Consider the following 25,508-nt stretch of genomic DNA (forward strand, 5'->3'; position numbering starts at 1 on the left):
GACCGACCCAGTGTGTGGGGCCACCAGATGGTCGCCCAAACACCACCAGGAGCACTCGAAGCCGCAACAACATGAACGGCTCGACAGACGAGACGGCGAAAAACGATCATATGGAGGTGAAATGGCGATCCAGTTCCTGACCGACGACTGGGCGACTGCGGTGACCGACGCTGCCAATGCCGACGAGAGGTTCCGCATTGCAGCGAAGGGACATGACGTGGTGCTCCGCGTATCCGTGTCGCAGAGCCCGGCCAGCGATGACTACTACATGCATTTCTCTGACGGGTCACTCATCGTGGGTATCGGGTCGCCACCGCGCACGCCCGACGTTGAGGCCGAGCTCAGCTACGAAACGAACGTCGAGCTGTCTCGGGGAGCGCTCAACGGCCAGACTGCGGCCATGACCGGGCAGATGAAAGCTGTCGGCAACATGATGAAGATGATGTCGATCGGAAAAGCCCAGGATCGGCTCGCTGAACTCGAGAGCGGCTTAGACATCGACTACTAGCACGGATCGCGGCGCCTAAGTTGACTTCGCCCGAGGGACGGGATTCCACGAACGGGTATGCATCGGCACCGACCATCGACTCAAGTCCCACCCTGGGCGGTCTCGCGCGACCATACCGCCAATAAAACCCATTCCGAAGATCCTCAAACCAGATTGGACACGGCTCATGACAACACGTAGCAGCGAACTCGTTCCCAGCGACATGAAGGGGCTGTGGGGATTCGTGCCAGCCTGCTCGACGCCGGACGCCGCCGATGTCAACGCGGTCGACACGATCGACACCGATGCGCTCGCGTCTCTGGTGGATCGACTGGTGCGTGATGGTGTCGACGGCATCGTCACGACCGGCAGCGCCGGCGAGTCGCACACCCTTTCCGACGACGAATACCGCACGCTCATCACCGCGGTCGTGGAGACGGTAAACGCCCGGGTTCCGGTGTTCGTTGGTGCCAGCACGCTCAACACGCGCGACTCGATCCGACGCGCCCGCGTCATCGCCGACCTCGGGGCGGACGGCATCATGAGCGGACCGCCGATGTATTTGCCGCAGACTGCCGAGAACGCGGTCCAGTACTACAAAGACCTCGCCGAGGCCGTTCCGGAGCTGGCGATCATGATCTACCAGAACCCGCACGCGTTCCGCATCACATTGCCGCCCGGTGCATTCAGGGAGCTGGCCCAGATTCGCAATATCGTTGCGCTCAAGCAGACCTCGATGGACATCTTCAATGTGATCGGCGCCATCAAAGCGGTCAAGGACAAGATGTCGGTCCTCGTCTTGGACCAATTGATGTACCCCGCAATGATGTTCGGTGCTGCCGGAGCGTGGAGCATCGACGTATGCATGGGTCCCTGGCCCGCGCTTTCGCTGCGCGATGCATGCCAGCGTGGCGACTGGGCAGAGGCCGCGACCATCGCCGACCAGATGCAGGCGCCATTTCGAACGCTGGGCTTGACTATGGAGGAATTCCAAGCCATGCAGTCCGCCTGGTGGAAGATCGCAATCGACACTGCGGGCTATGGGCGTGCTGGGGCTGCTCGGCCGCCCTTCGTTCACATACCGCAGACCGTCGTCGACTCCGCGCACCGCTACGGTGAACGCTGGGCAGGACTTGCGGAGCGCTACCACCGGTCAAGGGAAGCCGCTGGGCTGCCGCCTGCCGCGGCGAACGGCACCCCCGCCTCGTCGTCGACGCCGGGAAAGAACCTTCAGGGCGACCTGCTGACCACGCCCGCCACCTAGGCGTCTAGGTCTGTAGCCAACGTCGCCAGCCCACTCAGCACCGGCTGAACTTCGGGAAGGACTGCCAAGCCGAGCACTGCGACGGTGGCGAGGTTGAACAATGCCGCCTGCTCGCGGCCACCGACCTGGTGGGCTTCTCCGAGAGCCCGTGCACGATGATGGGTCAGCCAGTCAGGATTGTGATCGAGAGCAGCGTCAGGATAGGAAGTCGCACCCGACCCAACGCGTCGCCGAGCACCCAGATGTTCGGCGTAACAAGCGTTTTCGCCGCCGTGGCCGCAGCGAGCATGTCACAAGTCACAAGCGCCACGGGCGGTCTGCCAGGGACCACGCCGGCGATCACTCGGAGATGTCCGAACCCATAGGTGCGACAATCATCATCGCCTGCCGACCCGGGCGATCCGGGGAGAGAAGCCGGCTAACGCCCGCAACCGGGGTGTTTGTCGGCTTCGCCGCGGACAGTAGCGGCAGCGACCGCCGCGAGCGCTTTCTGTTCCCGAGCCCCGCGGCCGAAAGCTCCCAGCAGGGCACCGGCAGCACGACGACATCGCCAAAACCTCCGCCGTGACCGGCTGGCGGCCCCGGCGCAAAGGCAAGTCGGTCAACGAGATCAACACGTCCCGGTCTCGATCTTGCTTGAACTGCCGCAGCCTGCCGAGCGCGTCGTAAATGCCTGATTCGTCAGGATTTAGCGTGATCTCGCCGACATAAGGTGACGCGTCAGGCGCCCGGGTATCGCGCATCGGCTGGAGCCGCCACGTGAGCTCGCGTCCAGATCGGTTGTGCAGCATCGTCGTTAGCTCCGCGCCGTTTTGGTCGTGGTTCATTCCGACATGGCGTCTTGACGGGCCGGTGTGACGTATCTAGCATTCTCTACAGCGGAGGACGCATCTGTTCAGCAGAATAGAGAGTGAGTGTTGACGGGTTGATCGAGGAGTTCGGTGTGATGAATGCGGTCGGGGTCGATCGGGATACCCGTGAGGCTGTCGAGGCGTTCATGTTCCGGGAGGCGGAGCTACTCGATGGGGGGCAGTTCCGGGAATGGTTGGGTCTGCTCGACCCCGACATCCGGTATGTGGTTCCGGTGCGCACCACGAGGGAGGACTCCGCGGGTTGGGTGGGCGCGATCGCGCACTGGAACGACGACTACACGGGTTTGGAGATGCGGGTTCTTCGCGGCGAGACGGACTTCTCGTGGGCCGAGTCACCTCGGTCGCGGACCCGGCACTTCGTGTCCAACATCCGCACGACTGCCGGACCGGGGACTGATGAGTTGACCGTGCGCTCGAACCTGTTGTTCTTTCGCAGCCGCGGAGATAGCGGCCGCTGGGAGTTGCTCTCGGCCGAACGCGTCGACGTGTTGCGCCGGACCGACGATTCGCTGCGGCTGGCTCGGCGCGAGGTGTTGCTCGACCACTCGACGTTGCCCATCGACAACCTGTCGGTATTCCTGTAGGGCCAGCTCCCCTCACCACCTCCTCGTGGATATCGCCAATTCCAGAAAGGGCCCGACCATATGACCACCGAAACAACCGAGACGGACGTGATCGAGATGTTGGTGAAGGCGTGACTGACGTTATGGGCAGTGACCTGGATGTGTCGGTCCAAGAATGCGACGTCTTGGTGGTGGGTGGGGGAATTGGCGGAGTGCGGGCAGCACTACGGGCCGCCGAGTTGGGGTCGTCGGTGATTCTGGTGGAGAAGGCGGTGGTGTCTCGGGCAGGGCCGATGACGTATGTCCACAGCCAATACGCCCCTGATCACCGGGTGCAGGGTGAGGAGATGACGGAGTGGGCGCGCGAGTTCGTAGTGGGCAGCAATTATTTGGCCGATCAGGATTGGGTGCAGCAGTACATAGCCGAGGCCTATGACAGGGTTAACGAGCAGATCGGGTGGGGTGTGCCCTATTCCACCCATAAGGATGGGTCGCTGAAGTATGTGACGGTCCGCGGCCATAACCTTGGCACCACGCTGGGTGTGGATGGTCGCGTGTGTATGGAAATCCTCAAGGAGAGGATGAAGGCGGCGGGGGTGCGTCTGTTCGAGCGAGTCGATGTGATCGATCTGCTGACCACCGACGGGTGCCGGCCCACCGCTGGTGCGGTGTGTGGTGCGGTGGGGGTAAACGTTGTCACTGGCCAGTGTCATGTCTTTACGGCGGGCAGCGTCATCCTCAACACCGGCCCCTGGTATCCCAAGCTGCATTACGCGTTCGCCGACCATTGCAGCGGCGAGGGGCATGTGGCGGCGTGGCGAGTGGGTGCCGAGTTCGCCGGCATGGAGTTCGGCCAGTTCGCCGCCTGGAGTTACTTCAATCGTTCATTCTTCACACCGGGTCAAGCCAAGATTCAGGGGATCGGTGGCAAGTTCTGCAACGTGGCGGGCGAGTACTTCATGGACCGCTATGACCCGATCTGGGGGGATAAGGGCGGGCTGTTCACCATCGCGCGCGCGATCATGACCGAGATGGTGGAGGGCCGAGGGCCGTGCTATCTCGACTTGCGTCACGTACCACAGGCGGATCTAGAGGTGCTGTATGAAGTGTCTCCGACGGTGCGGCGCGCCTTTACCGAGTTTGAGGTCGATCCCTCCACTGACCTGCTGGAGGTGACCCCGTTCATCGTGCTCGGCACGAGCAGCACCAGCGGTCCCACGATCGACTTGGACGGAGCCACCACAGTGCCCGGCCTGTACGCGGCCGGGTATGGCACGGCGTGTCCGCATTTGATGTCGGGAATTTCTGGCAGCGGGATCTCGAGCTTCTCCGCGGTTGCGGGGTACCGGGCGGGCACTGCGGCGGCGGCGCGCGGCGGTCACGCGGTAGCGCGCAGTGTCTGGGAGAACCAGGCTAAGGAGAGCTTCGCGGAGTATTTCGCGCCGATGCGTCGGCTGCGGCAGGTCCGGCCGGTTGATGTGTGGAAAGCCATCGGCGAGGCGACGGCCAATCCGGCATTCGCATTGTTCAAGTCGGAGGCACGGATTGATTCAGCGCTCGCTGAGCTGTACCGGATCCGGGATCGGGTACTGCGTTACGTTTTCGCGCCGGACTATCAAGAACTTAAGAAAGCGCACGAGGTGCGCGCATACCTGACGTTGGCGATCATCACCTGTGAGGCGATGAAGCGGCGCACCGAAAGTCGCGGGGAGCTGTTTCGTATCGACTACCCCTACGCCGACAACGATGAGTGGCTGAAGTGGCTGCTCGTGCGCCGGGGCAGCGGCGGTGAGTTCGACCTGCAGTTCAGCGAACGCGACCTGCCGATCCAGTCGTGGCCGGTGCAGGCCCCGCCCGGCCGCCATCCAAGTCCATATACCGTGCCGCAAGGCTACCGCGAGGAGGCGGCGGTTCAGTGATCGAAAGCATCGACGAGACAACGTGCGACGGGTGCAACGTCTGCATCGACAGCTGCCCAACCGGGGTGATCCGGCTGGTGGAGGGCGACGAACCGTGGGCCACGACCAAGTGGCGAGCCAAGATCATCTACCCCAACGACTGTCATTCCTGTCGGTTGTGCGCAATCGATTGCCACGTGGACGCGATCGTTGTCAGCCACGCACTAGTGATCCCGGACCCCTTCCTCCCGGGCGTAGAGCCCCTCGACGGCAGCGGCGACTCTCCGCCCGACGAAAATAAAACTTGATGTCCTTCGGAGTAGCGCAAGCCGGGACGTGTTCGGCTTCGGCAAGGTCCAGGCTGCGGGGTCAGGCGATGATGGTCGCCCGATGCGGCCGGCGCCGGATTCGGCACTTATCTGGCGGTCGCCGGGCGATCCTCCGATGACCCAGACATGGCTCCCACAAATCAACCGTTCCCCGCAGGAAAGTTAGGACTTCGGCATGATCAACGCAAACCTCATCATCAACGGACGTGAGGAAACATCCGACCGGACGATCGACGTCGTCAGCCCGGCTGATATCCGAGTACTGCTCGGTTCGGTCCCAGACGCCGCACCCGGGCAGGTCGACGAAGCGGTTGCAGCGGCCTCAATGGCGTTCCCAGAATGGTCGTCGCGGCCCCTGGAAGAACGCCAGGGAGCACTACTTGCCGCCGCAGGCACGATCCACGACATGATCGAGGAATATGCGCCGATCCTGAGCCGGGAGAACGGAAAGATCCTCGAAGAGTCGCACGTCGACCTCGAATTCGCGTCGGGCATTTGCGGCTACACCGCAGGCATTTCGGCTGAAATCCTGGCAGACCAACAGATTCGCGACACCGGGGGCACGACCCTCATCCGCCGCCGCCCAATCGGGCCGGTGGCCGCCATCACGCCGTGGAACTTCCCGGTGGTCCTGGCATTCATGAAGCTGGCGCCCGCGCTCGTCGCCGGCAACACAGTCGTGTTAAAGCCGGCGGCAAACTCCCCGTTGGTTCTCGCTGAAGTCATCCGAGCCCTTCAACAGCACTTTCCTCCGGGCGTGCTCAACATGGTCACCGGAGGCGACGCGGTCGGAGAAGCACTCGTCGCTCACCCGAGAATTCGCAAGATTGGTTTCACCGGCGGCATCGATACCGGGCGCAAAGTTATGGCCGCGGCCGCGCGCGACATCAAGCGGGTGACGCTCGAGCTGGGCGGAAACGACCCTGCGATCCTCCTCGACGACGTCGACCTCTCGCCCGAGACTATGCGGCAGATCGTAAAAGGCGCGTTCGCGACCACCGGCCAGGTGTGCTTCGGTCTCAAACGTATCTACGTGCCGACCCGCATCCACGACCGCTTCGTGGAAGCGTTCTCAGCCGCCGTGTATGAAATCGTCGGCGGGCCCGGCGACGACCCCCGAGTCACCATGGGGCCGCTGAACAACGCTCAGCAGAAGAACCTCGTCGAGAAGATCGTGGACGACGCGCGCTCGAGCGGCGCGACCGTCACCACCCTCGGGCAGCGGCTCGATTCGGCGGCCTGGGACCACGGCCACTTCATGATGCCCAGCGTGGTCACTGCGGCTGATCCCCGCCTCGCAATCGTCGAAGAGGAACAGTTCGGCCCGGTAGTGCCCGTGCTGAAATACGACGAACTGGACGACGTGATCCGGCTCGTGAATCAATCGCAATACGGGCTTGCCGCCTCGATCTGGACGTCAGATGAAGAGCGGGCGTTCCTGCTTGGCCGTCGGTTCGACACCGGCTCCGTCTTCATCAACAGCCACACCTTCACCTCCCTCGACCCCCGCGCACCCTTCGGTGGGGCGAAAGCAAGCGGCTTGGGACGCGAATTCTCTCCAGCCAGCCTGGATTCCTACACCGAATTACAAACAATCAGCCGTCGCATCGGGCCGCCAGGCCCTCCGCTGTCCTGAGTCCGGCCGGGAGCCTGACCGACACATAAACGTCACGGGCGTAGATCCGCGACGACGACGCGGCGGTATCGATGCATAGGGATAACTCCGCCGAAGGTGCGGAGGCATGAGCGGCGCGTGCTTTAGCAGGCTGCCGCCATTAATGATCCATTCCAGCCCTCTAATCGCGGCGATTCGACCCTCATAACGTAGGGACCGGCCAATAGACGTGCGTGTGCTGCCGCGCGTTGACGAGGAAAACGCCGGCAGCGCTCTCACCGACAGTGCGCACATTGCAAGGGCCGCCGCCGCTGTCAAGCCGCCGGGCAAGGCGACGACCGGGCGATACATCCGGTTGTCGTCTGCAGGTTCGCTGGCCGTCAATGACGTGTGCCGTGGGGCTGGTTCGGGGAGCGCCGTGGGGCTTGCTGTGGGAGCCGTTTTGGTCGTGGTTCATTCCGACATGGCGTCTTGACGGGCCGGTGTGACGTATCTAGCATTCTCTACAGCGGAGGACGCATCTGTTCAGCAGAATAGAGAGTGAGTGTTGACGGGTTGATCGAGGAGTTCGGTGTGATGAATGCGGTCGGGGTCGATCGGGATACCCGTGAGGCTGTCGAGGCGTTCATGTTCCGGGAGGCGGAGCTACTCGATGGGGGGCAGTTCCGGGAATGGTTGGGTCTGCTCGACCCCGACATCCGGTATGTGGTTCCGGTGCGCACCACGAGGGAGGACTCCGCGGGTTGGGTGGGCGCGATCGCGCACTGGAACGACGACTACACGGGTTTGGAGATGCGGGTTCTTCGCGGCGAGACGGACTTCTCGTGGGCCGAGTCACCTCGGTCGCGGACCCGGCACTTCGTGTCCAACATCCGCACGACTGCCGGACCGGGGACTGATGAGTTGACCGTGCGCTCGAACCTGTTGTTCTTTCGCAGCCGCGGAGATAGCGGCCGCTGGGAGTTGCTCTCGGCCGAACGCGTCGACGTGTTGCGCCGGACCGACGATTCGCTGCGGCTGGCTCGGCGCGAGGTGTTGCTCGACCACTCGACGTTGCCCATCGACAACCTGTCGGTATTCCTGTAGGGCCAGCTCCCCTCACCACCTCCTCGTGGATATCGCCAATTCCAGAAAGGGCCCGACCATATGACCACCGAAACAACCGGAACAGCTGACGCGACCGATCCCTACCTGCGGCTCGCGTTGCGCGACGTAGCGGACGGGCTCAAGGTCGGGCGCTTACCGGCCCGCGTCGTCAGCGATCCTGCGCTGCACACGATCGAGATGGAGCGGATCTTCGGACGAGCGTGGGTGTTCCTCGGACATGAGTCGGAGTTGACCAAGTCCGGCGACTTCGTCGTGCGGCACATCGGGGCCGATTCGGTGATCGTTTGCCGGGACAGCTCCGGCCGGATCCAGGCGCTGTCCAATTCTTGTCGACACCGTGGTGCGCTCGTGTGCCGGGCGGAGATGGGAAACACCGCGCATTTCCAGTGCCCGTACCACGGCTGGGTGTACAGCAACACCGGCGAGCTCGTCGGTGTGCCGGCGATGAGGGAGGCCTATCCCGGCGGCTTCGACAAGTCGCAGTGGGGATTACGTCACATCCCCCATGTCGACTCGTACGCCGGATTCATCTTCGGCAGCGTCGATCCTAAAGCGCCCAGTCTGACCGACTACCTCGGCGACACGACGTTCTACCTCGACCTCATTGCGAAGAAGACGGCGGGCGGTTTGGAGGTGATAGGGGCACCGCATCGATGGGTGATGTCGGCGAACTGGAAGACAGCCGCCGACAATTTTGTCGGCGACTCCTACCACACCCTCTTTGCTCACCGCTCCATGGTCGAGCTGGGAATGGCGCCCGGTGACCCGAACTTCGCGAGCGCACCAGCGGAGATCTCGCTGCAGAACGGCCACGGCGTCGGCGTACTCGGCTTTCCGCCCACGCTCGCCGATTTTCCCGAGTACGAGGGATACCCCGACGAAGTCGTCGACCAGATGGCGGCGTCCTATCCGTCGCCGGCACACAAGGACATGATGCGACGCTCGGCCTTTATTCACGGCACCGTGTTCCCGAATTTGTCGTTCATCAACGTGACCATCGCGCCGGACCATATGTCGCCCCCAACCCCCTTCATCACGTTCCGGGTGTGGCATCCGCTCTCTCATGATCGGATGGAGATCCTCTCCTGGTTCCTGGTCGAACGCGACGCTCCGGAATGGCTGCGCGATGCGTCCCAGGCGTCCTACGTCAACAACTTCGGCCCGGGCGGTGTTTTCGAACAGGACGACGCCGAGGCATGGAAGGCCATCACCGAATCTGTCCAGGGTCCGTTCGCCGGTGCAGGCCTGCTGAACTACGAGATGGGCATGGACTTGACTCCGCTCACCGACTGGCCAGGGCCGGGAGAGGCTCTCCCGAGCGGGTACGCAGAGCAGAACCAGCGGCGGTTTTGGGGGAGATGGCTGGAATACATGGGCCAACCTGCCGCATTCGGTGGGCGTGCTTGATGAACCTGTTACCCAGGCTGTGCGCGAAATGCGCCCGTCCAACGATCGGCGCCGCGTGAGTGCCGTGACGGCGGGGGACCGCCGGGTCGCGATCGTCACCGCCGCCGCGGCGGGGATCGGTAAGGCGATCGCCATGCGGTGGTGCCGCGAAGGTGGGTGCTGTGTCATGGCCGACACCGACGGCGAGGGTCTCGATGCCGCCGTGGCCGAATTGGCCGAGTCCGGCGCGGCAGTTTGCGGCGTCGCCGGCGACGTTTGCCTCCGCGAGGTCGCCAACGGTGTCGTCGAACGGACAATGACCGAGTTCGGGCGGCTCGACTCACTGTTCAACGTCGTCGGCGGGAGCCTGGCCCGCAATGTTGAGGAGATCAGCGAGGAGCAGTGGCGCAGCCAGATCGACATGAACCTCGGCAGTGTCTTTCAGATGTCCAAACCCGTAATCCCCTTGCTACGCCAGCGTGGCGGCGGATCGATCGTTAACGTCGCATCGACGGCCGGGATTCTGGCCGAGAACAGGTGCTCCGCCTACAGCGCGAGCAAAGGCGGGGTCGTGCTGCTCACGAAAAACATGGCCCTCGACTTCGCTCGCGACAACATCCGCGTGAACGCGATCGCCCCTGGGGGCACCCGTACGCCGAGGATCGAACGGTTCCTGGCCGAGCACCCCGAACACGCCTCGATGATGGTTGACCTCTGCGCGATGCAGCGTTTCGCAGGACCAGACGAGATCGCTGCACCGGCTGTGTTTCTTGCCTCGCCCGAGGCGTCCTACATCACTGGTGCCGTGCTGCCGGTCGACGGAGGCATGACCGCCGGCGTCACTTTCCGGGCGTTCGAGGCGGTATGAGCATGGTCCCTAACCATTGGAATCGTCGCCGGACCCACGAAAGCGCCGCGGGCTGAGATGGAAGCGATCGTTCTGAACGGCAACAACGACGTCGGGCTGACATCGGTGCCAGACCCGGCGCCGCAGGCCGGTGAGGTCATCATCGAGGTGGCGGCGACCGGACTGTGTGGAACTGACCTCCACGAGTTTGTCGCGGGGCCTACCTTCTCGCAGCCGCCAGTGGTGCTCGGCCACGAAATCTCGGGCCGGATCGTTGAGGTTGGAGCGGGCATCGACCAATCCCGCATTGGCGAGGGCGCCGCGGTGATTCCGATGGACTTCTGCGGGAGCTGCCACTATTGCCACCGGGCGCTCTATCACTTGTGCCAGCGCCCAGGGTGGATCGGCTTCACCCGAAACGGGGGCTTGGCGAACTACGTCGCAGTGCCATCTCGGCTCGCGGTCCGAGTGCCGGACGTGGTGGACCTCGAGGTGGCGGCGCTGACCGAGCCGACGGCGGTGGCGTTCCACGCGGTGCGGCGAGCGAAACTGCTCCTCGGCGAAACGGTGATGGTCCTCGGCGCCGGGGCACTCGGGCTCACCGTGATCCAGTGCGCACGCGCAGCCGGAGCTGCGCGAATCTACGTCACAGAGCCAAGCGGCGTACGCGGCAGCCTGGCGCGCGACCTCGGTGCGACGTTGGTGCTCGATCCGAATGACCCCGGGACCACCGCGCGAATTTTGGAGGAGACACGGGGCGTCGGGGTGGACGTCGTCTTCCATGTGGCGGGCAGCGCGGAGGCATTCACACAAGGCCTGGACTGCCTTCGCAAACAAGGCCGCTTCATGGAGATGTCGTCATGGGCCGGTGCGGCCACGCTGGATGTCAACCGCCATCTGCTCAAGGAGATAGAGCTCCGGATGGTTTTCGGTTACGACATGTTCGACGATTTCCCGGCTGTTCTCGCCCTGATCGCTGACGGAAAACTCGCGTTAACGCCGCAGATCACCGCTCGAATCCCGCTGGACCGCGCCGTCAAGGATGGATTGGGTGGGCTATTAGAGGGCCGGGAGGGTTTGGTCAAGGTGCTGGTGAAGCCGTGAGTGAGGGAGGCTTGATGGTCGTCGCCGCGACAAGCCGCGGTGTGTTCACTGTGTCCAGCGACGCCAAGGCCCGGGCTTGGCCCGAGTTGCCAGGGCAGGTCATGGCCATGGCTGTCCAGGACGAGCGCGTCGCCGTCGCCGTCCACAAGCACGGCGTGTTTCTGGCCACCGCGGGCGCAGACCACTGGACTGACCTCGGCGATGGCCTCGCCCACCGCGACGTGCGCGCCCTGGCGTTCGACCCGCACACACCCAACGCGCTCTACGCCGGAACTGAACCAGCGCACTTGCTGCGGTGGCAAGACGGGACCTGGGCCGAGTGCGGAGACCTACTCGGCGTACCGGAAGCGAAAAGGTGGAGTTTTCCCATCCGCCCGGGAATCGCGCACGTCCGTACCATCGCCGTGCACCCACGCGAAGCCGACGTCGTCTACGCCGGCATTGAAGTCGGCTCCCTCCTGGTCACCCGGGACCGGGGACAGACGTGGGAGGAGATCGATGGCCTCGGTCACGACATCCACCGCGTGGTCCTGCACCCGGATGCTCCCGACCGGCTCATCGTCACCACCGGCCAGGACACGAAGCCTTACCGCGGCGGCAAGGGCATTTACCGCAGCACCGACCGCGGATCGAGCTGGGTGCAGTCCAACACCGGACTTGGCGAGCGCAACTACACCGAAGACGCGATCGTGGTGCATCCCGCCGACCCCGACGTGGTGTTCCTCGCCGCGGCCGACGGCATCCCACCGAAGTGGGCCGCAGTGCGCCGGCTGGTGATGGGCGTGCTCAACGGCAACGTCTATTTCCTGTCGCCGTCCAAACTGCGCCGACGCCGCGGCGCCGACGTGGGATTCTTCCGCAGCAACGACGGTGGCGCCTCCTGGGTACGGCTGGATAGCGCGGACGACCGCGGCTTGTTCGACATGGTCTGGGCGCTGGAGGGCGAGCTCACTGATGGCGGCGAGCTGCTGCTGTACCACGGCACCACGGCGGGTGGACTTTACGTGTCGGAAGACGAGGGCCACACCTGGAAGTGCCTCGCCGACGGGCTCGGCGCGATCACCCACATCGCGACGCCGAAGAAAGGAACAGCGCAGTGAAGCTTGGACCGACGCTGGAGTTCGACCATGTACAGCCGGCGATCCGGAAACGGTTCACCTCTGCCGCGGACATTCCCAAGGAGGTGTTCAGCGACCCCGACGTCTACCGGGAAGAGCTCACCCGCATCTTCTATGGCCCCTACTGGCATCCGATCGCGCACCGGGCCGAGCTGGCCGAGCGCAACGCCTTCCGGACGAGATGGCTAGCCGACGTGCCGCTGCTGATGGTGCGGGACGGCGATGACCGCATCCGCGTGTTCGTCAACTCCTGCGCCCATCGGGGAACGCTGCTGGAGCAGCGCCGGTGCGGGGTGGCGGAGCGATTCGAGTGTCCGTACCACCGGTGGCTCTTCAACAATGACGGCCGGTTCGCAGGCGCGCCACGCCGCATGCAGTTTCGCCCCGACTTCCGCGAGGAGGACTACGGCCTACGAGAGCTGCACGTAGTCGAGTCGTGGGGGTTGATCTTCGTCAGCATGGCCGATGAGCCGCCGCCGTTCGACGATTACCTCGGCGATAGCGCTAATCCGTTGCGCGACTGCATGCTCGATGACGGGGACTTGACGCTGCTGGGCTACCAGACGGTGGTGTTTCAGAGTAATTGGAAGACCTACATCGACAACGATCCCTACCATGCGCCGCTGCTGCACAGCGCGTTCAAACTGCTCAACTGGCAGGGCGGCAGCGGAAACGTGCTGGTCAGCGAGCCCTACGGGCACATGTCGATTCTGTACGATGCGCAACCCTACGTGGACAACGGCTTCCTGGCAGACCCGAGTGTGGTCACGCGGAAGGGCGACGACAGCCGAGCCCGCGTGATCGCGTTACGGCCGGTCACGGGGATCGTGCGTCACGTTGACACGATCAACATCCGGTACGCCCGCCCACTCGGGGTTGATCGAACCGAGGTGCGATACACGTTCTTTGGCCACGCCAGTGACAGCGAGGATTTCGCACGCCACCGAGTACGCCAGTCGTCGAACCTCCTCGGGCCGAGCGGCTTCATCAGTATCGAGGACGCCGCCGTCTACAACCGCGTGCAGGCGACCGCGCGTGACGGCGGCTATCAGCGGTTTGTCGCCGGCGTCGGCCGACCATTGTCGGAGTCGTCGCAGAACGATGAGGTCGCCAACACCGGCTGGTGGGCGCACTACCAGGAGGTGATGGAGTTTTGTTGACATCGAGCATCGAAGATCGGCGGGCACGTGCCGCTTACCTGGTGGACGAACTGCTGGGAGCCTACGCGCGCGCAGTCGACGAGCGAGACTTCACCGCGTGGCTGGCGCTGTTCGCGCCGGAATGTGCCTACGAGGTGCGCGCGATGGAGAACGTCCGTGAGGGGCTGCCGCTGGCGTACATGATGGACGATTGCCGAGAACGGCTGACCGACCGCGTGAAGATGATCCAGGAGGTCTGGGCGGGCACGGTCGAACCTTACGACACCCGCCACGTTCAGCAGCGTACGGCGATGCGTGAGCTCGGCGAAGACCGCTGGGCGGTACGGTCCAACGTCCTCGTCGCCTACACCGGCTCCTCCGGCGAGCCCGGGATCTTGGTCAGTGGCTACAGCGAAGATGTCGTGGTCCTTGACGACGAAACCGCGCTGTTTCAGCAGAAATTCGTGGTGGTGGACAACACTCCGCCGCGCTATCTGGTGTACCCCGTTTGACTCGTCGACCGAAGGAAAGGATTCGAAAATGACTGCCGTTGCGTTGATGTCGCCCGCGTGGGCACGCGCGTACCGCGACCTGTGGAACGACTCGGCCGAAATCCGGCAGGGTGCCAAAGAGTTGAGCATGCTGATCGAATGGCGAGTTCAGGACGCCGACGATCAGGTCTCACAGTTGGAGATCACCGATGGTGAGGCCGTCTACGGCGGGGTGCAGATCGAAGGGCGAAAGCCGGACTTTGTTCTGACTGCAACCGCGAGCGTCTGGCACCGGGTCGCGGATGGCGAGCTAGGCATAGCGAACGCCATCGCAACGCGCAAGATCAAATTCGTGGGCCCGATCAAGGTGGCGATGGCGAACATGGCGGTGCTCGGCGCCGGACTCCGCCTCGTAGGCCAGGTCGACGGACTCGTCTGGGGAGACTGAGGATGGCAGCTGCTTCGCGGTGGCGTTGGGACCGGAGGGCCGGCGCCTCCGGGGCCATTCAGTTTCACGGGGTGATCACCGGTGAAGATGGTCGACCAGTTCCTGACGCCTTGATCGAGACCTGGCTTTCCGCGGGCGACGACAACAACGCGGTGGAAAAGACCGGACTGCTTCGGAGCGACGGCTGGATTAATGCTCGACCGACGTGCGTCATCACCGACCAGCAGGGTCGATACAGCGTGAAAATGGTGCCGCCTCAAGCACCTGAGCACGGATCAGCACCGTTCATAGCGGTATCAGTAGAAGCCCGGGGGGGTCTCGATCGGCTGATCACCCGCGCCTACCTTCCGGGGTGCCATCTCGCCAAAGACTCCCTGCTGCGCCGCTTGCCCGCCGAGCAGCGGCAAGCCCTTATCACGACCCGCGACGACATCGGACTTCGTTTCGACATCACACTGCGGCCAGCAATTTGCGTGACGGCTGAAACCTCTGATGAGTCGCGCCAGGGAGCAGTGACGTGAACGTTTTGGGGCGATGCGGCCTCGCCGTACCGGCTGTCATGGACGCATTCTGGCGATGCTGTTGGCGTCGGCGTGGCCGCGGCGACGCCGACGGTCCCGGAGGCGCACCTCAGCACGGTAATGGGGTCTTCGAGTGAAGCGCTTTTCCCTCCGTAACACGGTCGCAGCCTTCCCGACAGCGGCTGACGTCAAAGCGCTGAAACCACTCAGCATTATTGGCGGGCTCTACGCGATGACGCTGGACATGCTCGTCGCGATGGTCAAGCCACCGTTCCAATGGCGCGAGTTCCTCTTCCAAACATGGTTCGTGGCGCGGGTTTCTGTGGTTCCCGCGCTGACGTTGTCGATTCCCCTCGTTGTCCTCACGTCATTCACCTTCAACACGTTGCTCAGCGAATTCGGCGCCGCCGACTTCTCAGGAACCGGCGCAGCCTTGGGCGCGGTCAACCAGATCGGCCCCTTCGTCACCGTTCTCGTCGTGGCGGGTGCGGGCGCTTCGGCGATGTGCGCCGATCTCGGGTCGCGCACCATCCGCGAGGAAGTCGATGCGATGCGGGTCCTGGGGCTTGACCCGATCCATTCCCTTGTCGTCCCCAGGGTGCTGGCGACGACGACGGTCGCGGTGCTCCTGTCATCTGTCGTGACCGTGACTGGTCTCTTGGGCGCTTTCTTGTTCTCGGTGTACTTCCAGCACGTGACTCCCGGGTCATTCGTTGCCAGTATGACGCTGCTCACCGGTCTCAGCGATGTCCTCGTGTCTCTCGTCAAGGCCACGCTGTTCGGTTTCGTGGCAGGTCTGATCGCCTGCTACCAAGGCTTGCGGGTGCAAAAAGGCGCGGCCGGTGTGGGTAACGCGGTCAACGAAACCGTTGTCATTGCCTTCTTGTTGCTGTTCGTCGTCAATGCCATCGTCACTGCGGTCGGGTTCGAGGTCACGAAATGAGCGCCGGCGTTGTCTTTCGGCAGCGGTTTCCCGGCACCGCCCGCTCTTTGAGTCAGTGGAGGGCCAAGTGGAGAGATCTCGGCGATCAGGCTCACTTCTACGGGCAGTCGGTCGCCTCGATAGTGCAGGCGGTGGGTATTTATCGGGCTGAATTGCTGCGCCAGATCGCCGCGATCGGTCTCGGAGCGGGATCCTTAGCGGTGGTTGGTGGCACCGTGGCGGTCGTTGCCTTCTTGAACATATCGACCAGCGGCGCCCTCGCAAGTCAGGCCTACAACCAGATGTCTCAAGTCGGCGTGGAAGCGTTGGCGGGCTTCACCTCTGCCTTCGTCAACGTTCGGCTGGTAACCCCGGCCAGCTCCGCCTTCGCGTTCGCCGCGACGATCGGTGCTGGTACCACCGCGCAGCTGGGCGCAATGAAAATCAACGAGGAGGTCGACGCGCTAGCGGTGATGGGCATCCGGCCCATCGCCTATCTGGCCTCCACCCGTTTGCTCGCCGGCATGATCGTGGTCATTCCACTGTATTGCGTGGCCTTGTTGATGTCGTTCTTCTCGGTACGGGTCATCACCACCGCTTTTTACGGGCAAGGGCCCGGAGTATTCGACCACTACTTCGACACCTTTCTCAGTCCGCAGGCTGTGTTCTTCTCCTTCGCCGTCACGGTCGCCGAAGTGCTGGTGATCATGTTGATCCACACGTACTACGGACTTAACGCCACCGGCGGGCCCGCGGGCGTGGGCGAAGCGGTCGGGCGCGCGACCCGGACCTCACTGATCGCGTCTCAAATGGTGATTCTGTTAGTCACCCTGGCTCTCTACGGCCAGACCGGCAACTTCAACTACGCGGGGTGACGCATATGGCAGACGGTATGGGCGCTCGTCGGATCTCCCCTGAATGGTGGGCGATGTTGCTCGTCGTGGGCATCGTCGCGGCGGTGGTGCTAAGTCTGACCATGTTCAACAGGACGTTCACCCCAAGCGTGACGGTGACTCTGACAGCGGACCGCTCCGGTCTGGTGCTGGAGCCCAACTCCCGCGTGAAGATGCGCGGGGTGCAGGTCGGCCGCGTCAGTTCTGTCGGCGGCGGAGACTCGACCCGCATCCAGCTGGACATTGACCCTGCCCAGATTCAATACATCCCGGCCAACGTCGAGGCGCGAATCCAATCGATATCCCTGTTCGGGGCGAAGTACGTCGACCTCGTCTACCCACCCAACCCAAGCCCACAGCGGCTGTCCGCGGGAGCGGTGCTGAGATCATTGAACGTCGCCACCGAGGTCAACACCGTGTTTCAAAACGCGGTGCAGCTGATCAAGGCGATCGACCCGTTCAAGCTGAATGCTGTACTCAGCGCGCTTGCCGAGGGCGTGAGAGGACAGGGCGACAGGATCGGCGAAGCGATCACCGCGAGCAATCAGGTTCTGCTGCAGCTGAATCCGCGCACAGACACTCTGCGCGAGGACTTCCGCGCGCTTAAAGGTGTCAGCGACACCTACAGCGCCGCGGCAAAGAACATCATCGACACCCTGGCCGCCGCGACCACCACCAGCGCGACAGTCACCAGCCATGCCCAGCAACTCGATGCGCTGCTGCTCAACGTAGTGGGGCTGTCGCGCAGCGGAGTGGACCTGCTAGGGGCCAGCAAAGACAACCTGGTGACTGCGGTCAACCTGCTGGAACCCACGACGAACTTGCTTATGAAGTACAACCCCGAGCTCACCTGCTTGATCGTCGGCGCCAAGACCACTCTGGACTCCGGCTATGCCGACATGCTTGGCGGAAACGGCAAGTCTCTCATCATGGACGCTGAGCTGTTGCCGGGATACGACCCGTACCGGTATCCGAAAAACTTGCCCATCAACGCTGCTAAGGGCGGGGAAGGAGGCAAGCCCGGGTGCGGCTCGCTCCCCGACGTCGCCCAGAACTTCCCGGTGAGACAGCTGATCGCCAACACCGGCTTCGGCACCGGATTGGATTGGCGGCCCAATCCCGGCATCGGATTCCCCGGGTACGCCAACTACTTCCCGGTGACTCGGGCGGTCCCCGAACCGCCGAGTATCCGCTACCCGGGCGGCCCGGCGCCCGGTCCCATGCCCTACCCCGGTGCGCCGCCCTACGGCGCACCCCAGTACGGCCCCGACGGAACGCCCCTATATCCCGGGGTCCCGCCACCGCCGTCACGGGGACCCACACCACCGTGACCGCCCGCCACGCAAATGGTTCGAAACATACCCGCAAATGTCGGAGGGGAGCATAGCCGTGACCAATAGAGTGTCGGCTGTCTTGTGGCGCCTCGGCATCTTCGTGCTCGTGTGCGCTCTGGGTGCATTTGCCCTCTTTGCCGTCTTCGCGCAGCTGCGCTTCGAGCGCGAACAGACCTATACCGCTGTCTTCACCAACGTCAGCGGACTGGAGAGCGAGGATTTCGTCCGCATCGCCGGTGTGGAGGTCGGCAAGGTCCAAACAATCACAGTCCGCGATGACTCCACGGTCCAGGTCGAGTTCGGGGCCGACGACTCGGTGGTACTCACCGACGGCAGCCGCGCTGTCATCAAATACGACAACCTGATCGGAGACCGCTACCTGGCGATCGAGGAAGGCGCGGGCGGGACCAAGAAACTGCGGCCCGGCGACACAATTCCGTTGAATCGCACCGCGCCCGCACTGGATCTGGACGCGGTGATCGGTGGGTTCCGGCCGCTGTTCCGCGCCCTGGACCCCACACAGGTCAACACTCTCACCAGCCAACTCATCGCAGCTTTTCAGGGTCAAGGCGCCACAATCGGTTCCATACTGGCTCAGACCGCAGCGCTGACGAACACTCTGGCCGACCGAGACGAGCTGATCGGGCAGACCATCGTCAACTTGAACGCGGTGCTGGGATCGCTGGGCGAGCACAGCGAGCAATTCGGCAAGGCTATCGACTCGCTGTCGGAGCTCGTACACGGGCTGCAAGCCCGCAAGCAGGACATCAGCAACGGAGTGGCCTACGCCAACGAGGCTGCCCGCTCGATCGCCGACCTTCTCGCACAAGCCCGACCACCGCTGCAGAAAACTGTGCACGAGACCGATCGCACCGCGACCGCTGTGCTCGCAGATCGTGACTACTTCGACAACCTCCTCAATACATTGCCCGACGCCTACCGAGTACTGCTGCGGCAAGGGCTCTACGGCAACTACTTCGCCTTTTACCTGTGCGATCTGCTGCTGAAAGTGAATGGAAAGGGCGGACAACCCGTGTACATCAAGCTGGTCGGACAAAGTAGCGGCAGGTGCACACCCCAATGAAGCCGTTCGCGGAGCGCAACTTCGTTCTCATGGGAACCATCGGTGTATTGGCCACCGCCGTGCTCGTAGTCGGCGCGCTCAACTACAGCAAGCTGCCGTTCGTCTCCTCCGGCAAGACCTATTCGGCATATTTCGACGAGGCTGGTGGACTGACCACCGGAGCCCCGGTGCGGGTGTCGGGCGCTCCCGCCGGCCAAGTCGAGAGCATCACGCTCGACGGGCAGTGGGTACTGGTCAAGTTCACGGTGGCCGACGGTATCCGGCTGGGGGACCGCAGCGAGGCGTCGATCAAGACGACCAGTGTGCTTGGCAATAAGGTCCTTGATCTCACCACCCGCGGCGCGGGGACACTCTCCGGCGCCATCCCTGTCGAGCGGACGACCTCACCGTATCAATTGCCGGACGCCCTCGGAGACCTTACGACTACCATCAGCGGGCTCGACACCGAGCAGCTGTCAACGTCGTTAACAGTGCTGTCCCAGACGCTCCAAGACACCCCCGATGACCTGCGCCTCGCCGTCGCAGGTGTCGCACGTTTCTCGGAAACTCTCAACCAGCGCGATGCCCGGCTGCGCGAACTGCTCGCGAACGCCGCCAAGGCGACCACCGTCCTGGGCGAACGCACTACCGACATAGTGCGTCTGATCTCCGACACCAATGCGTTGCTGGCGCAGCTGCGTTCGCAAAGCGCTGCGCTGGATGAGATCTCGACGAACATCACTCAGCTCAGTCGGCAGATCGCCGGGTTCATTGCGGAAAACAAGACGACGCTCAAACCTGCACTCGACAAACTCAACGAGGTTCTCGCGATCCTCGACAACCGGAAAGTTCAGATCCAAGAGTCCATCAAAGGACTGGCGGCCTATGCAATGCAGTTCGGCGAGACCGTCGCTGCCGGTCCCTTCTTCAACGCTTACCTCGCCAACCTAGTGCCTGGACAGTTCATTCAACCGTTCGTCGATGCGGCATTCTCCGATCTCGGTCTGGATCCCAACGTGCTGCTGCCCTCCGAGCGCACCGACCCCCAGGTGGGCCAGCCCGGCACCCCGGCGCTACCGATTCCATATCCGAGGACCGGCCAGGGCGGCGACCCCAAATTGACTCTGCCGGATGCGATCACTGGAAACCCGGGCGATCCCCGCTACCCGTACCGCGAACCCGTACCGGCCCCGCCGCCAGGCGGCCCGCCGCCAGGTCCGCCGGCACCCCCGCCACCCGATCAGCAGTTCCCACAGCCGCCGACGCCAAGCCCGGTCTTCGTGCCGGCGCCCGACGAAGTCGCGCCCGGACCAACAGACTCCTCGATCCCCCAAGGCAGACCATGACAAACTCTCGGACCAAACTCGCATTGGCAATCGTTTTGGTCAGCCTCATTGTGGGCGGCGCGATTGCGGTGACGCGTGCGGCACACCAGGTCGATCGTGTGCACGTCGTCGCCTACTTCGACAACAGCAACGGAGTGTTCGTCGGCGATGATGTGCGTATAAAGGGCGTTCGCGTAGGCGGGATCGAGGCCATCGAACCGCAGCCCACACTAGTCAAAATCGCGTTCTGGTTCGACGCCAAATACACGGTGCCCGCCGAGGCCAAAGCGGTGATCCTGTCGCCGACGCTGGTGACCTCTCGCGCCATCCAATTGACCCCCGGCTACACCGGTGGCCCGATGCTGCAGGACAACGCCGTCATCCCCAGAGAACGCACCGCTGTTCCAGTGGAGTTCGACGAGTTCCGGCAACAGCTCGAACGGTTGACGACACTGCTGCAGCCAACCGAGCCCGGCGGAGTCAGCACGCTGGGCGCCCTGGTAAACACCGCCGCCGACAACTTGCGTGGCCAAGGCCCGGCAATACGCGACGCCATCATCAAGTTGTCACAGTCGGTGTCCGCGCTAGCCGATCACAGCCCGGACATCTTTAGCAGCGTCAAGAATCTTTCGACACTCGTGTCTGCGCTGCAGGACAGCACTGTGCTGGTACGTCAGCTGAATCAGAACCTGGCGGCGGTAACCGGGCTCCTGACCAACAACCCGACCGAAGTCGGGGACGCTGTGAAGAACCTCAATGACGTGGTGGGCGACCTGACGGCCTTCGTCGCCGCAAACCGCGAGACGATCGGCGCCACGTCGGACAAGTTGACGTCGGTCTCCGATGCACTGACGGGCAGCATCGACGACATCAAACAGCTGCTGCATATCGCGCCGACGACGTTGTCAAACGCCGCCAACCTCTACAAGCCCGCCCAGGGCACACTCACCGGAGTGCTCAACGTCGCCAACTTTTCGGATCCAATTACTTTTTTGTGCGGCGCAGTACAGGCCGCCTCGCGACTGAACAGCGAACAATCGGCGAAATTATGCGTGCAGTACTTGGCGCCGATCATCAAGAACCGCCAATATAACTTCCCCCCGATCGGGGTGAACCCGTTCGTCCAGGCCAGCGCCCGGCCGAATGAAGTGACGTACAGTGAGGACTGGATGCGGCCGGACTACGTTCCGCCGCAACCGATTTCGCCACCCGATGCAACCGCCTCCGACCCGAATGCGCCGCCACCGCTTGCCGGGCCAGCGCTGCCTGCTGAAGCCCCGGTGCCGGTTTCTGGCCCGTCGGGTCAGCCCACCGATCCGGCCGCCGGGCTGCCCGGCATGATGATTCCACCCGGGGGCGGCTCATGACGGGGAAGCGCTGCTTTCGTGCCGCCGCGGTGCTCGTGATCGCGCTGACCATCGCCGCGCTGCCGGGATGCGGTTTTCGCGGCTTGAACTCCTTTCGGCTGCCCGGGACGCAAGGCCACGGGCAGGGCTCTTACACGATCCAAGCCGAAATGCCCGATGTCGAAAACCTTCAGCCGAACTCGCGTGTCCGAGTGGGTGACGTCAATGTGGGTACGGTCACGAAGATCGAGCGTCGAGGGTGGCATGCGCTGCTTACCCTCGCACTCGATGGTGGCGTCGACCTTCCCGCCAACTCGACCGTGTCGCTGGGTCAAACCAGCCTGCTGGGCTCGCTACACATCGAGTTGGCGCCCCCCACCGATGTTCGCCCGGCGGGAAAACTCCGGGCCGGTTCGCTGATTCCGTTGTCCTCGGCTGGGGCCTACCCGTCCACCGAACAGACCCTGGCGTCGGTCTCCCTCCTGCTCAACGGCGGCGGAGTGGGGCAGGTACAGGACATCACCACAGCACTCACGTCCGCGCTGGGAGGCCGCGAAAACGAATTCCGCAGCCTGCTCACACAACTGGACACCTTCACCGCCAACGTCAACGGTCAAATCGACGACATCATCGCGGCCACCGAGAGCCTCAACAATCTGGCCGCCCAGTTCGCCGCACAAAAACCGGTCATCGACAAGGCGCTAGAAACGATTCCCGACGCGCTGGCGGTGATTAACGCCGAACGCGACCAGCTCGTGGAGGCGGTCGACCAGCTCGGCAAATTCGGCGCACTGGCCGCCGACACAGTCAACCAGTCGCAGGAGTCATTGATCCAGATCTTGAACGACCTGGGACCGGTACTGGAATCACTGGCGAACGCCGGTCCCGCGTTGACCCGTTCACTGAACCTGTTCACCACGATTCCGTTTGTGAAAGACAACCTGACCAAGTGGTGGCGGGGTGATTACGCCAATATCACCACCATCGTCGACTTGACATTAAGTCGCATCGACGCGGCGCTATTCACCGGTACCCGGTTCGAAGGCAACCTCACCGAACTCGAATTGCAGTGGGGCCGCACGATCGGGCAACTGCCAAGCCCCTACACCGCGCGAAATCCGCTAATTGTCCCCTACCGGTTGGACCAAGGACCGTAATGTACCTGAGTAAACGAGTTCGGGTGCAGCTGGCCGTGTTCGGAGCGGTGACGCTGTTGGCCGGTGGAACCATGGGCTTCTACTACCTTCGGCTGCCGAGCCTGCTCTTCGGTGTCGGCCGCTATCAGGTCACCATGAAGCTTCAGGACTCAGCAAGCCTGTACGACAACGCCAACGTGACCTACCGCGGCGCGACGGTAGGCCGGGTCTCAGATGTCCGCCTCAGTGACACGGGCGTCGACGCCGTGCTGTCGCTGCAGTCAGACATCAAGATCCCGGCCGACCTCGACGCTCACGTGGGCAGCCAGACCGCGGTAGGCGAATTGTTCGTCGACCTCGTCCCGCGAAGCGGTGACGGCGCGCCGTTGGAGAACGGCGACGTGATATCGGCCGACCGCACCTCGGTCCCTGCCGACATCAACGCACTGCTGCGGGGTGTCAACACCGGTGTCCAAGCGATCCCGCGCAACAACCTCAAAACGGTGATCGACGAGTCCTACACGGCTTTCGGTGGTCTGGGGCCTGAACTTTCCCGGCTGACCCGGGGTGCCACCACGCTCGCGATCGATGCGCGCAACAACCTGCCTGCACTGACCACCCTGATCGACGAATCCAAGCCCGTCCTTGATACCCAGACCGAAACCTCCGACTCCATCCAGACCTGGGCAGCCAATCTCGCTCAAATCACCAATCAGTTGCAGCTGCACGACGAATCGGTGAAAGGCCTACTGGTCAACGGACCCCCCGCCGCTGACCAGGTACGTCAGCTGTTTGACCGCGTACGGCCCACTCTGCCCATCCTGCTGGCCAATATGGTCAGCCTCGGGCAAGTGGCCCTGACCTATCAACCTAATCTCGAGCAGATCCTCGCCCTCTACCCGATTGAGATCGCCGGCCTCCAAGGTGCCGCACTGGCCAACCGAAACACCAAACAGGACTACAAAGGTGTGTTCTTGTCCTTCAACCTGAACCTCAATGTGCCCCCGCCGTGCAGAACGGGATACCTACCCGCCCAACAGCAACGCGTACCGTCTGAAGTGGATTACCCACCGAAGCCCGCCGGTGACTTCTACTGCCGGATACCGCAGGAATCCGGCCTCACGAACGTCCGCGGAGCGCGCAACCTGCCCTGTGTGACTCGGCCGGGAAAGCGTGCGCCCACGGTGAAGATGTGCGAAAGCGACGAAAACTACGTACCACTCAACGACGGCACCAACTGGAAAGGCGATCCGAATGCGACGCTGTCCGGTCAGGCGGTTCCGCAGCTGCCGCCAGGAACGCCACCGCCCACCCCGGTGCCGGCGACCGCCCCGATTCCGGTCGCCGAGTACGACCCGAGCACAGGCAGCTACATCGGACCGGATGGAAAACAGTACAGGCAGGCGGATTTGGGCCGGAATGCTGCCGGGGATCAGACCTGGCAGGACATGCTGCTTCCGCCAAAGGACGGTGAACGGTGACCATCCACACCGCCGACGACCCGGCCGACGATCCCACAGCGAGTGGGACGGCCCCTGATGACACCGTCGATGTCGGTTCGGCCGAAGGCGCCGACGGCGGGGACCCCGAAGTCGCCAACGAAAAACAACATGGGGACACCGCGCCCCCCTCGCGAACCCCGATGCCGCCGCAGCGACTAGCGCTTGTGATGGGGTTGCTGGCGGCCGTGACGATGGCCGCACTAGCCAGTTGGCTGGGCTACCAGGCCCGCCAAACGCATGAGTCCTCCGAACAACGGCAGCTGTTTGTTCAGGTCGGACGTCAAGGAGCACTGGATCTAACCACGATCGACTGGCAGCACGCCGATGCCGACACTAAGCGCATTCTCGACTCGGCGACTGGCACGTTCTACGACGAGTTCTCCCAGCGGTCACAACCATTCATCGACGTGGTCAACAAAGTGAAGTCCAAATCGGTCGGCACCATTACTGAGGCGGGCTTGGAGTCCCAGTCTCATGACACGGCCCAAGTGCTGGTCGCGGTCAGCGTGAAGACCACTGTCGGCGATGGGCCCGAACAGGAGCCCCGAGCATGGCGAATGCGCGTCACGGTGCAGAAGGTTGGCAACGATGTGAAGGTCGCCGACGTGGAGTTCGTATCGTGAGGACTTCACCAGCGAAAGATGAACAGGATGATGCCGTCCACTCCGCCGAAGTCGACGATCCACCGCCATCACCCGGGAACGCATCGAGCAACTCGTCGGGATGTGAGTCCGGCGACGCGCCAGAATGCCAGGACCCTGGCGATGTCGACTCGACAGACGATCGTCGCGGCACCTT

The 25,508-nt window shown here is 63.4% G+C and carries 24 protein-coding genes; all 24 read left to right on the top strand.

Annotated features, from left to right (window positions below; all coding sequences use genetic code 11):
* Positions 1-121 precede the first annotated feature (121 nt).
* The 24 genes from BST47_RS27725 to BST47_RS27845 all read left to right on the top strand — a co-directional run bounded on the left by BST47_RS27725 (position 122) and on the right by BST47_RS27845 (position 25,333).
* Entirely contained in the window at positions 122-508 is a 387-nt protein-coding gene (locus BST47_RS27725; RefSeq protein ID WP_014211444.1) for an SCP2 sterol-binding domain-containing protein, read from the top strand.
* A 166-nt stretch (positions 509-674) separates the two neighbouring features.
* A complete protein-coding gene (locus tag BST47_RS27730) occupies positions 675-1,751 on the top strand; it encodes a dihydrodipicolinate synthase family protein (protein ID WP_083129042.1) in 1,077 nt (358 codons plus the stop codon).
* Between the two features lie 946 nt (positions 1,752-2,697).
* Positions 2,698-3,207 carry an aromatic-ring-hydroxylating dioxygenase subunit beta gene (locus tag BST47_RS27735; RefSeq protein ID WP_083129082.1) on the top strand — a complete coding sequence of 170 codons (510 nt, stop codon included), beginning with the start codon at positions 2,698-2,700 and terminating at the stop codon, positions 3,205-3,207.
* A 122-nt stretch (positions 3,208-3,329) separates the two neighbouring features.
* Complete coding sequence (locus BST47_RS27740) at positions 3,330-5,105, top strand: FAD-binding protein (RefSeq protein WP_083129043.1); 1,776 nt, start codon at positions 3,330-3,332, stop codon at positions 5,103-5,105.
* Positions 5,102-5,392 carry a 4Fe-4S dicluster domain-containing protein gene (locus tag BST47_RS27745; protein WP_083129044.1) on the top strand — a complete coding sequence of 97 codons (291 nt, stop codon included), beginning with the start codon at positions 5,102-5,104 and terminating at the stop codon, positions 5,390-5,392. Before BST47_RS27740 ends, BST47_RS27745 begins: the two co-directional genes overlap by 4 nt.
* A 196-nt stretch (positions 5,393-5,588) precedes the next feature.
* Complete coding sequence (locus BST47_RS27750) at positions 5,589-7,049, top strand: aldehyde dehydrogenase family protein (protein WP_083129045.1); 1,461 nt, start codon at positions 5,589-5,591, stop codon at positions 7,047-7,049.
* 555 nt (positions 7,050-7,604) lie between these two features.
* Positions 7,605-8,114: an aromatic-ring-hydroxylating dioxygenase subunit beta gene (locus BST47_RS27760; protein WP_083129082.1), complete on the top strand. Its 510-nt coding sequence runs from the start codon at positions 7,605-7,607 to the stop codon at positions 8,112-8,114.
* Between the two features lie 60 nt (positions 8,115-8,174).
* Entirely contained in the window at positions 8,175-9,542 is a 1,368-nt protein-coding gene (locus BST47_RS27765) for an aromatic ring-hydroxylating dioxygenase subunit alpha (protein ID WP_083129047.1), read from the top strand.
* A gap of 64 nt (positions 9,543-9,606) precedes the next feature.
* Positions 9,607-10,389 carry an SDR family NAD(P)-dependent oxidoreductase gene (locus BST47_RS27770; RefSeq protein WP_179964942.1) on the top strand — a complete coding sequence of 261 codons (783 nt, stop codon included), beginning with the start codon at positions 9,607-9,609 and terminating at the stop codon, positions 10,387-10,389.
* Positions 10,390-10,446: 57 nt separating this feature from the next.
* A complete protein-coding gene (locus BST47_RS27775; protein ID WP_083129049.1) occupies positions 10,447-11,472 on the top strand; it encodes a 2,3-butanediol dehydrogenase in 1,026 nt (341 codons plus the stop codon).
* A complete protein-coding gene (locus BST47_RS27780) occupies positions 11,469-12,572 on the top strand; it encodes a WD40/YVTN/BNR-like repeat-containing protein (protein WP_234809897.1) in 1,104 nt (367 codons plus the stop codon). Before BST47_RS27775 ends, BST47_RS27780 begins: the two co-directional genes overlap by 4 nt.
* Positions 12,569-13,750, top strand: coding sequence for an aromatic ring-hydroxylating oxygenase subunit alpha (locus BST47_RS27785; RefSeq protein ID WP_083129051.1), 1,182 nt, complete (start codon positions 12,569-12,571; stop codon positions 13,748-13,750). Before BST47_RS27780 ends, BST47_RS27785 begins: the two co-directional genes overlap by 4 nt.
* A complete protein-coding gene (locus BST47_RS27790) occupies positions 13,744-14,241 on the top strand; it encodes an aromatic-ring-hydroxylating dioxygenase subunit beta (protein ID WP_083129052.1) in 498 nt (165 codons plus the stop codon). The genes BST47_RS27785 and BST47_RS27790 overlap by 7 nt, the downstream gene beginning before the upstream one ends.
* A 28-nt stretch (positions 14,242-14,269) precedes the next feature.
* The gene (locus BST47_RS27795; protein WP_083129053.1) at positions 14,270-14,668 is read left to right on the top strand and encodes an SCP2 sterol-binding domain-containing protein; all 399 of its coding nucleotides are present in this window, start codon (positions 14,270-14,272) and stop codon (positions 14,666-14,668) included.
* A gap of 71 nt (positions 14,669-14,739) precedes the next feature.
* On the top strand, positions 14,740-15,189 hold the full coding sequence (locus BST47_RS27800; protein WP_232076033.1) for a peptidase associated/transthyretin-like domain-containing protein: 450 nt from the start codon (positions 14,740-14,742) through the stop codon (positions 15,187-15,189).
* 133 nt (positions 15,190-15,322) lie between these two features.
* On the top strand, positions 15,323-16,132 hold the full coding sequence (locus tag BST47_RS27805) for an MlaE family ABC transporter permease (protein ID WP_083129055.1): 810 nt from the start codon (positions 15,323-15,325) through the stop codon (positions 16,130-16,132).
* The gene (locus BST47_RS27810; RefSeq protein ID WP_083129056.1) at positions 16,129-16,986 is read left to right on the top strand and encodes an ABC transporter permease; all 858 of its coding nucleotides are present in this window, start codon (positions 16,129-16,131) and stop codon (positions 16,984-16,986) included. The genes BST47_RS27805 and BST47_RS27810 overlap by 4 nt, the downstream gene beginning before the upstream one ends.
* A gap of 5 nt (positions 16,987-16,991) precedes the next feature.
* A complete protein-coding gene (locus tag BST47_RS27815; protein ID WP_083129057.1) occupies positions 16,992-18,335 on the top strand; it encodes an MCE family protein in 1,344 nt (447 codons plus the stop codon).
* 58 nt (positions 18,336-18,393) lie between these two features.
* Positions 18,394-19,422 carry an MCE family protein gene (locus BST47_RS27820; RefSeq protein ID WP_083129058.1) on the top strand — a complete coding sequence of 343 codons (1,029 nt, stop codon included), beginning with the start codon at positions 18,394-18,396 and terminating at the stop codon, positions 19,420-19,422.
* A complete protein-coding gene (locus tag BST47_RS27825) occupies positions 19,419-20,747 on the top strand; it encodes an MCE family protein (protein ID WP_083129059.1) in 1,329 nt (442 codons plus the stop codon). Before BST47_RS27820 ends, BST47_RS27825 begins: the two co-directional genes overlap by 4 nt.
* Positions 20,744-22,093 carry an MCE family protein gene (locus BST47_RS27830; protein WP_083129060.1) on the top strand — a complete coding sequence of 450 codons (1,350 nt, stop codon included), beginning with the start codon at positions 20,744-20,746 and terminating at the stop codon, positions 22,091-22,093. Before BST47_RS27825 ends, BST47_RS27830 begins: the two co-directional genes overlap by 4 nt.
* Entirely contained in the window at positions 22,090-23,229 is a 1,140-nt protein-coding gene (locus BST47_RS27835) for an MCE family protein (RefSeq protein ID WP_083129061.1), read from the top strand. Before BST47_RS27830 ends, BST47_RS27835 begins: the two co-directional genes overlap by 4 nt.
* Positions 23,229-24,689, top strand: coding sequence for an MCE family protein (locus BST47_RS27840; protein WP_083129062.1), 1,461 nt, complete (start codon positions 23,229-23,231; stop codon positions 24,687-24,689). The genes BST47_RS27835 and BST47_RS27840 overlap by 1 nt, the downstream gene beginning before the upstream one ends.
* Positions 24,686-25,333, top strand: coding sequence for an Rv1363c family protein (locus BST47_RS27845; protein WP_083129063.1), 648 nt, complete (start codon positions 24,686-24,688; stop codon positions 25,331-25,333). Before BST47_RS27840 ends, BST47_RS27845 begins: the two co-directional genes overlap by 4 nt.
* The last annotated feature ends 175 nt before the right edge of the window (positions 25,334-25,508 follow it).

The sequence above is a fragment of the Mycolicibacterium tusciae genome, from assembly GCF_002086795.1.
Taxonomy (GTDB): domain Bacteria; phylum Actinomycetota; class Actinomycetes; order Mycobacteriales; family Mycobacteriaceae; genus Mycobacterium; species Mycobacterium tusciae.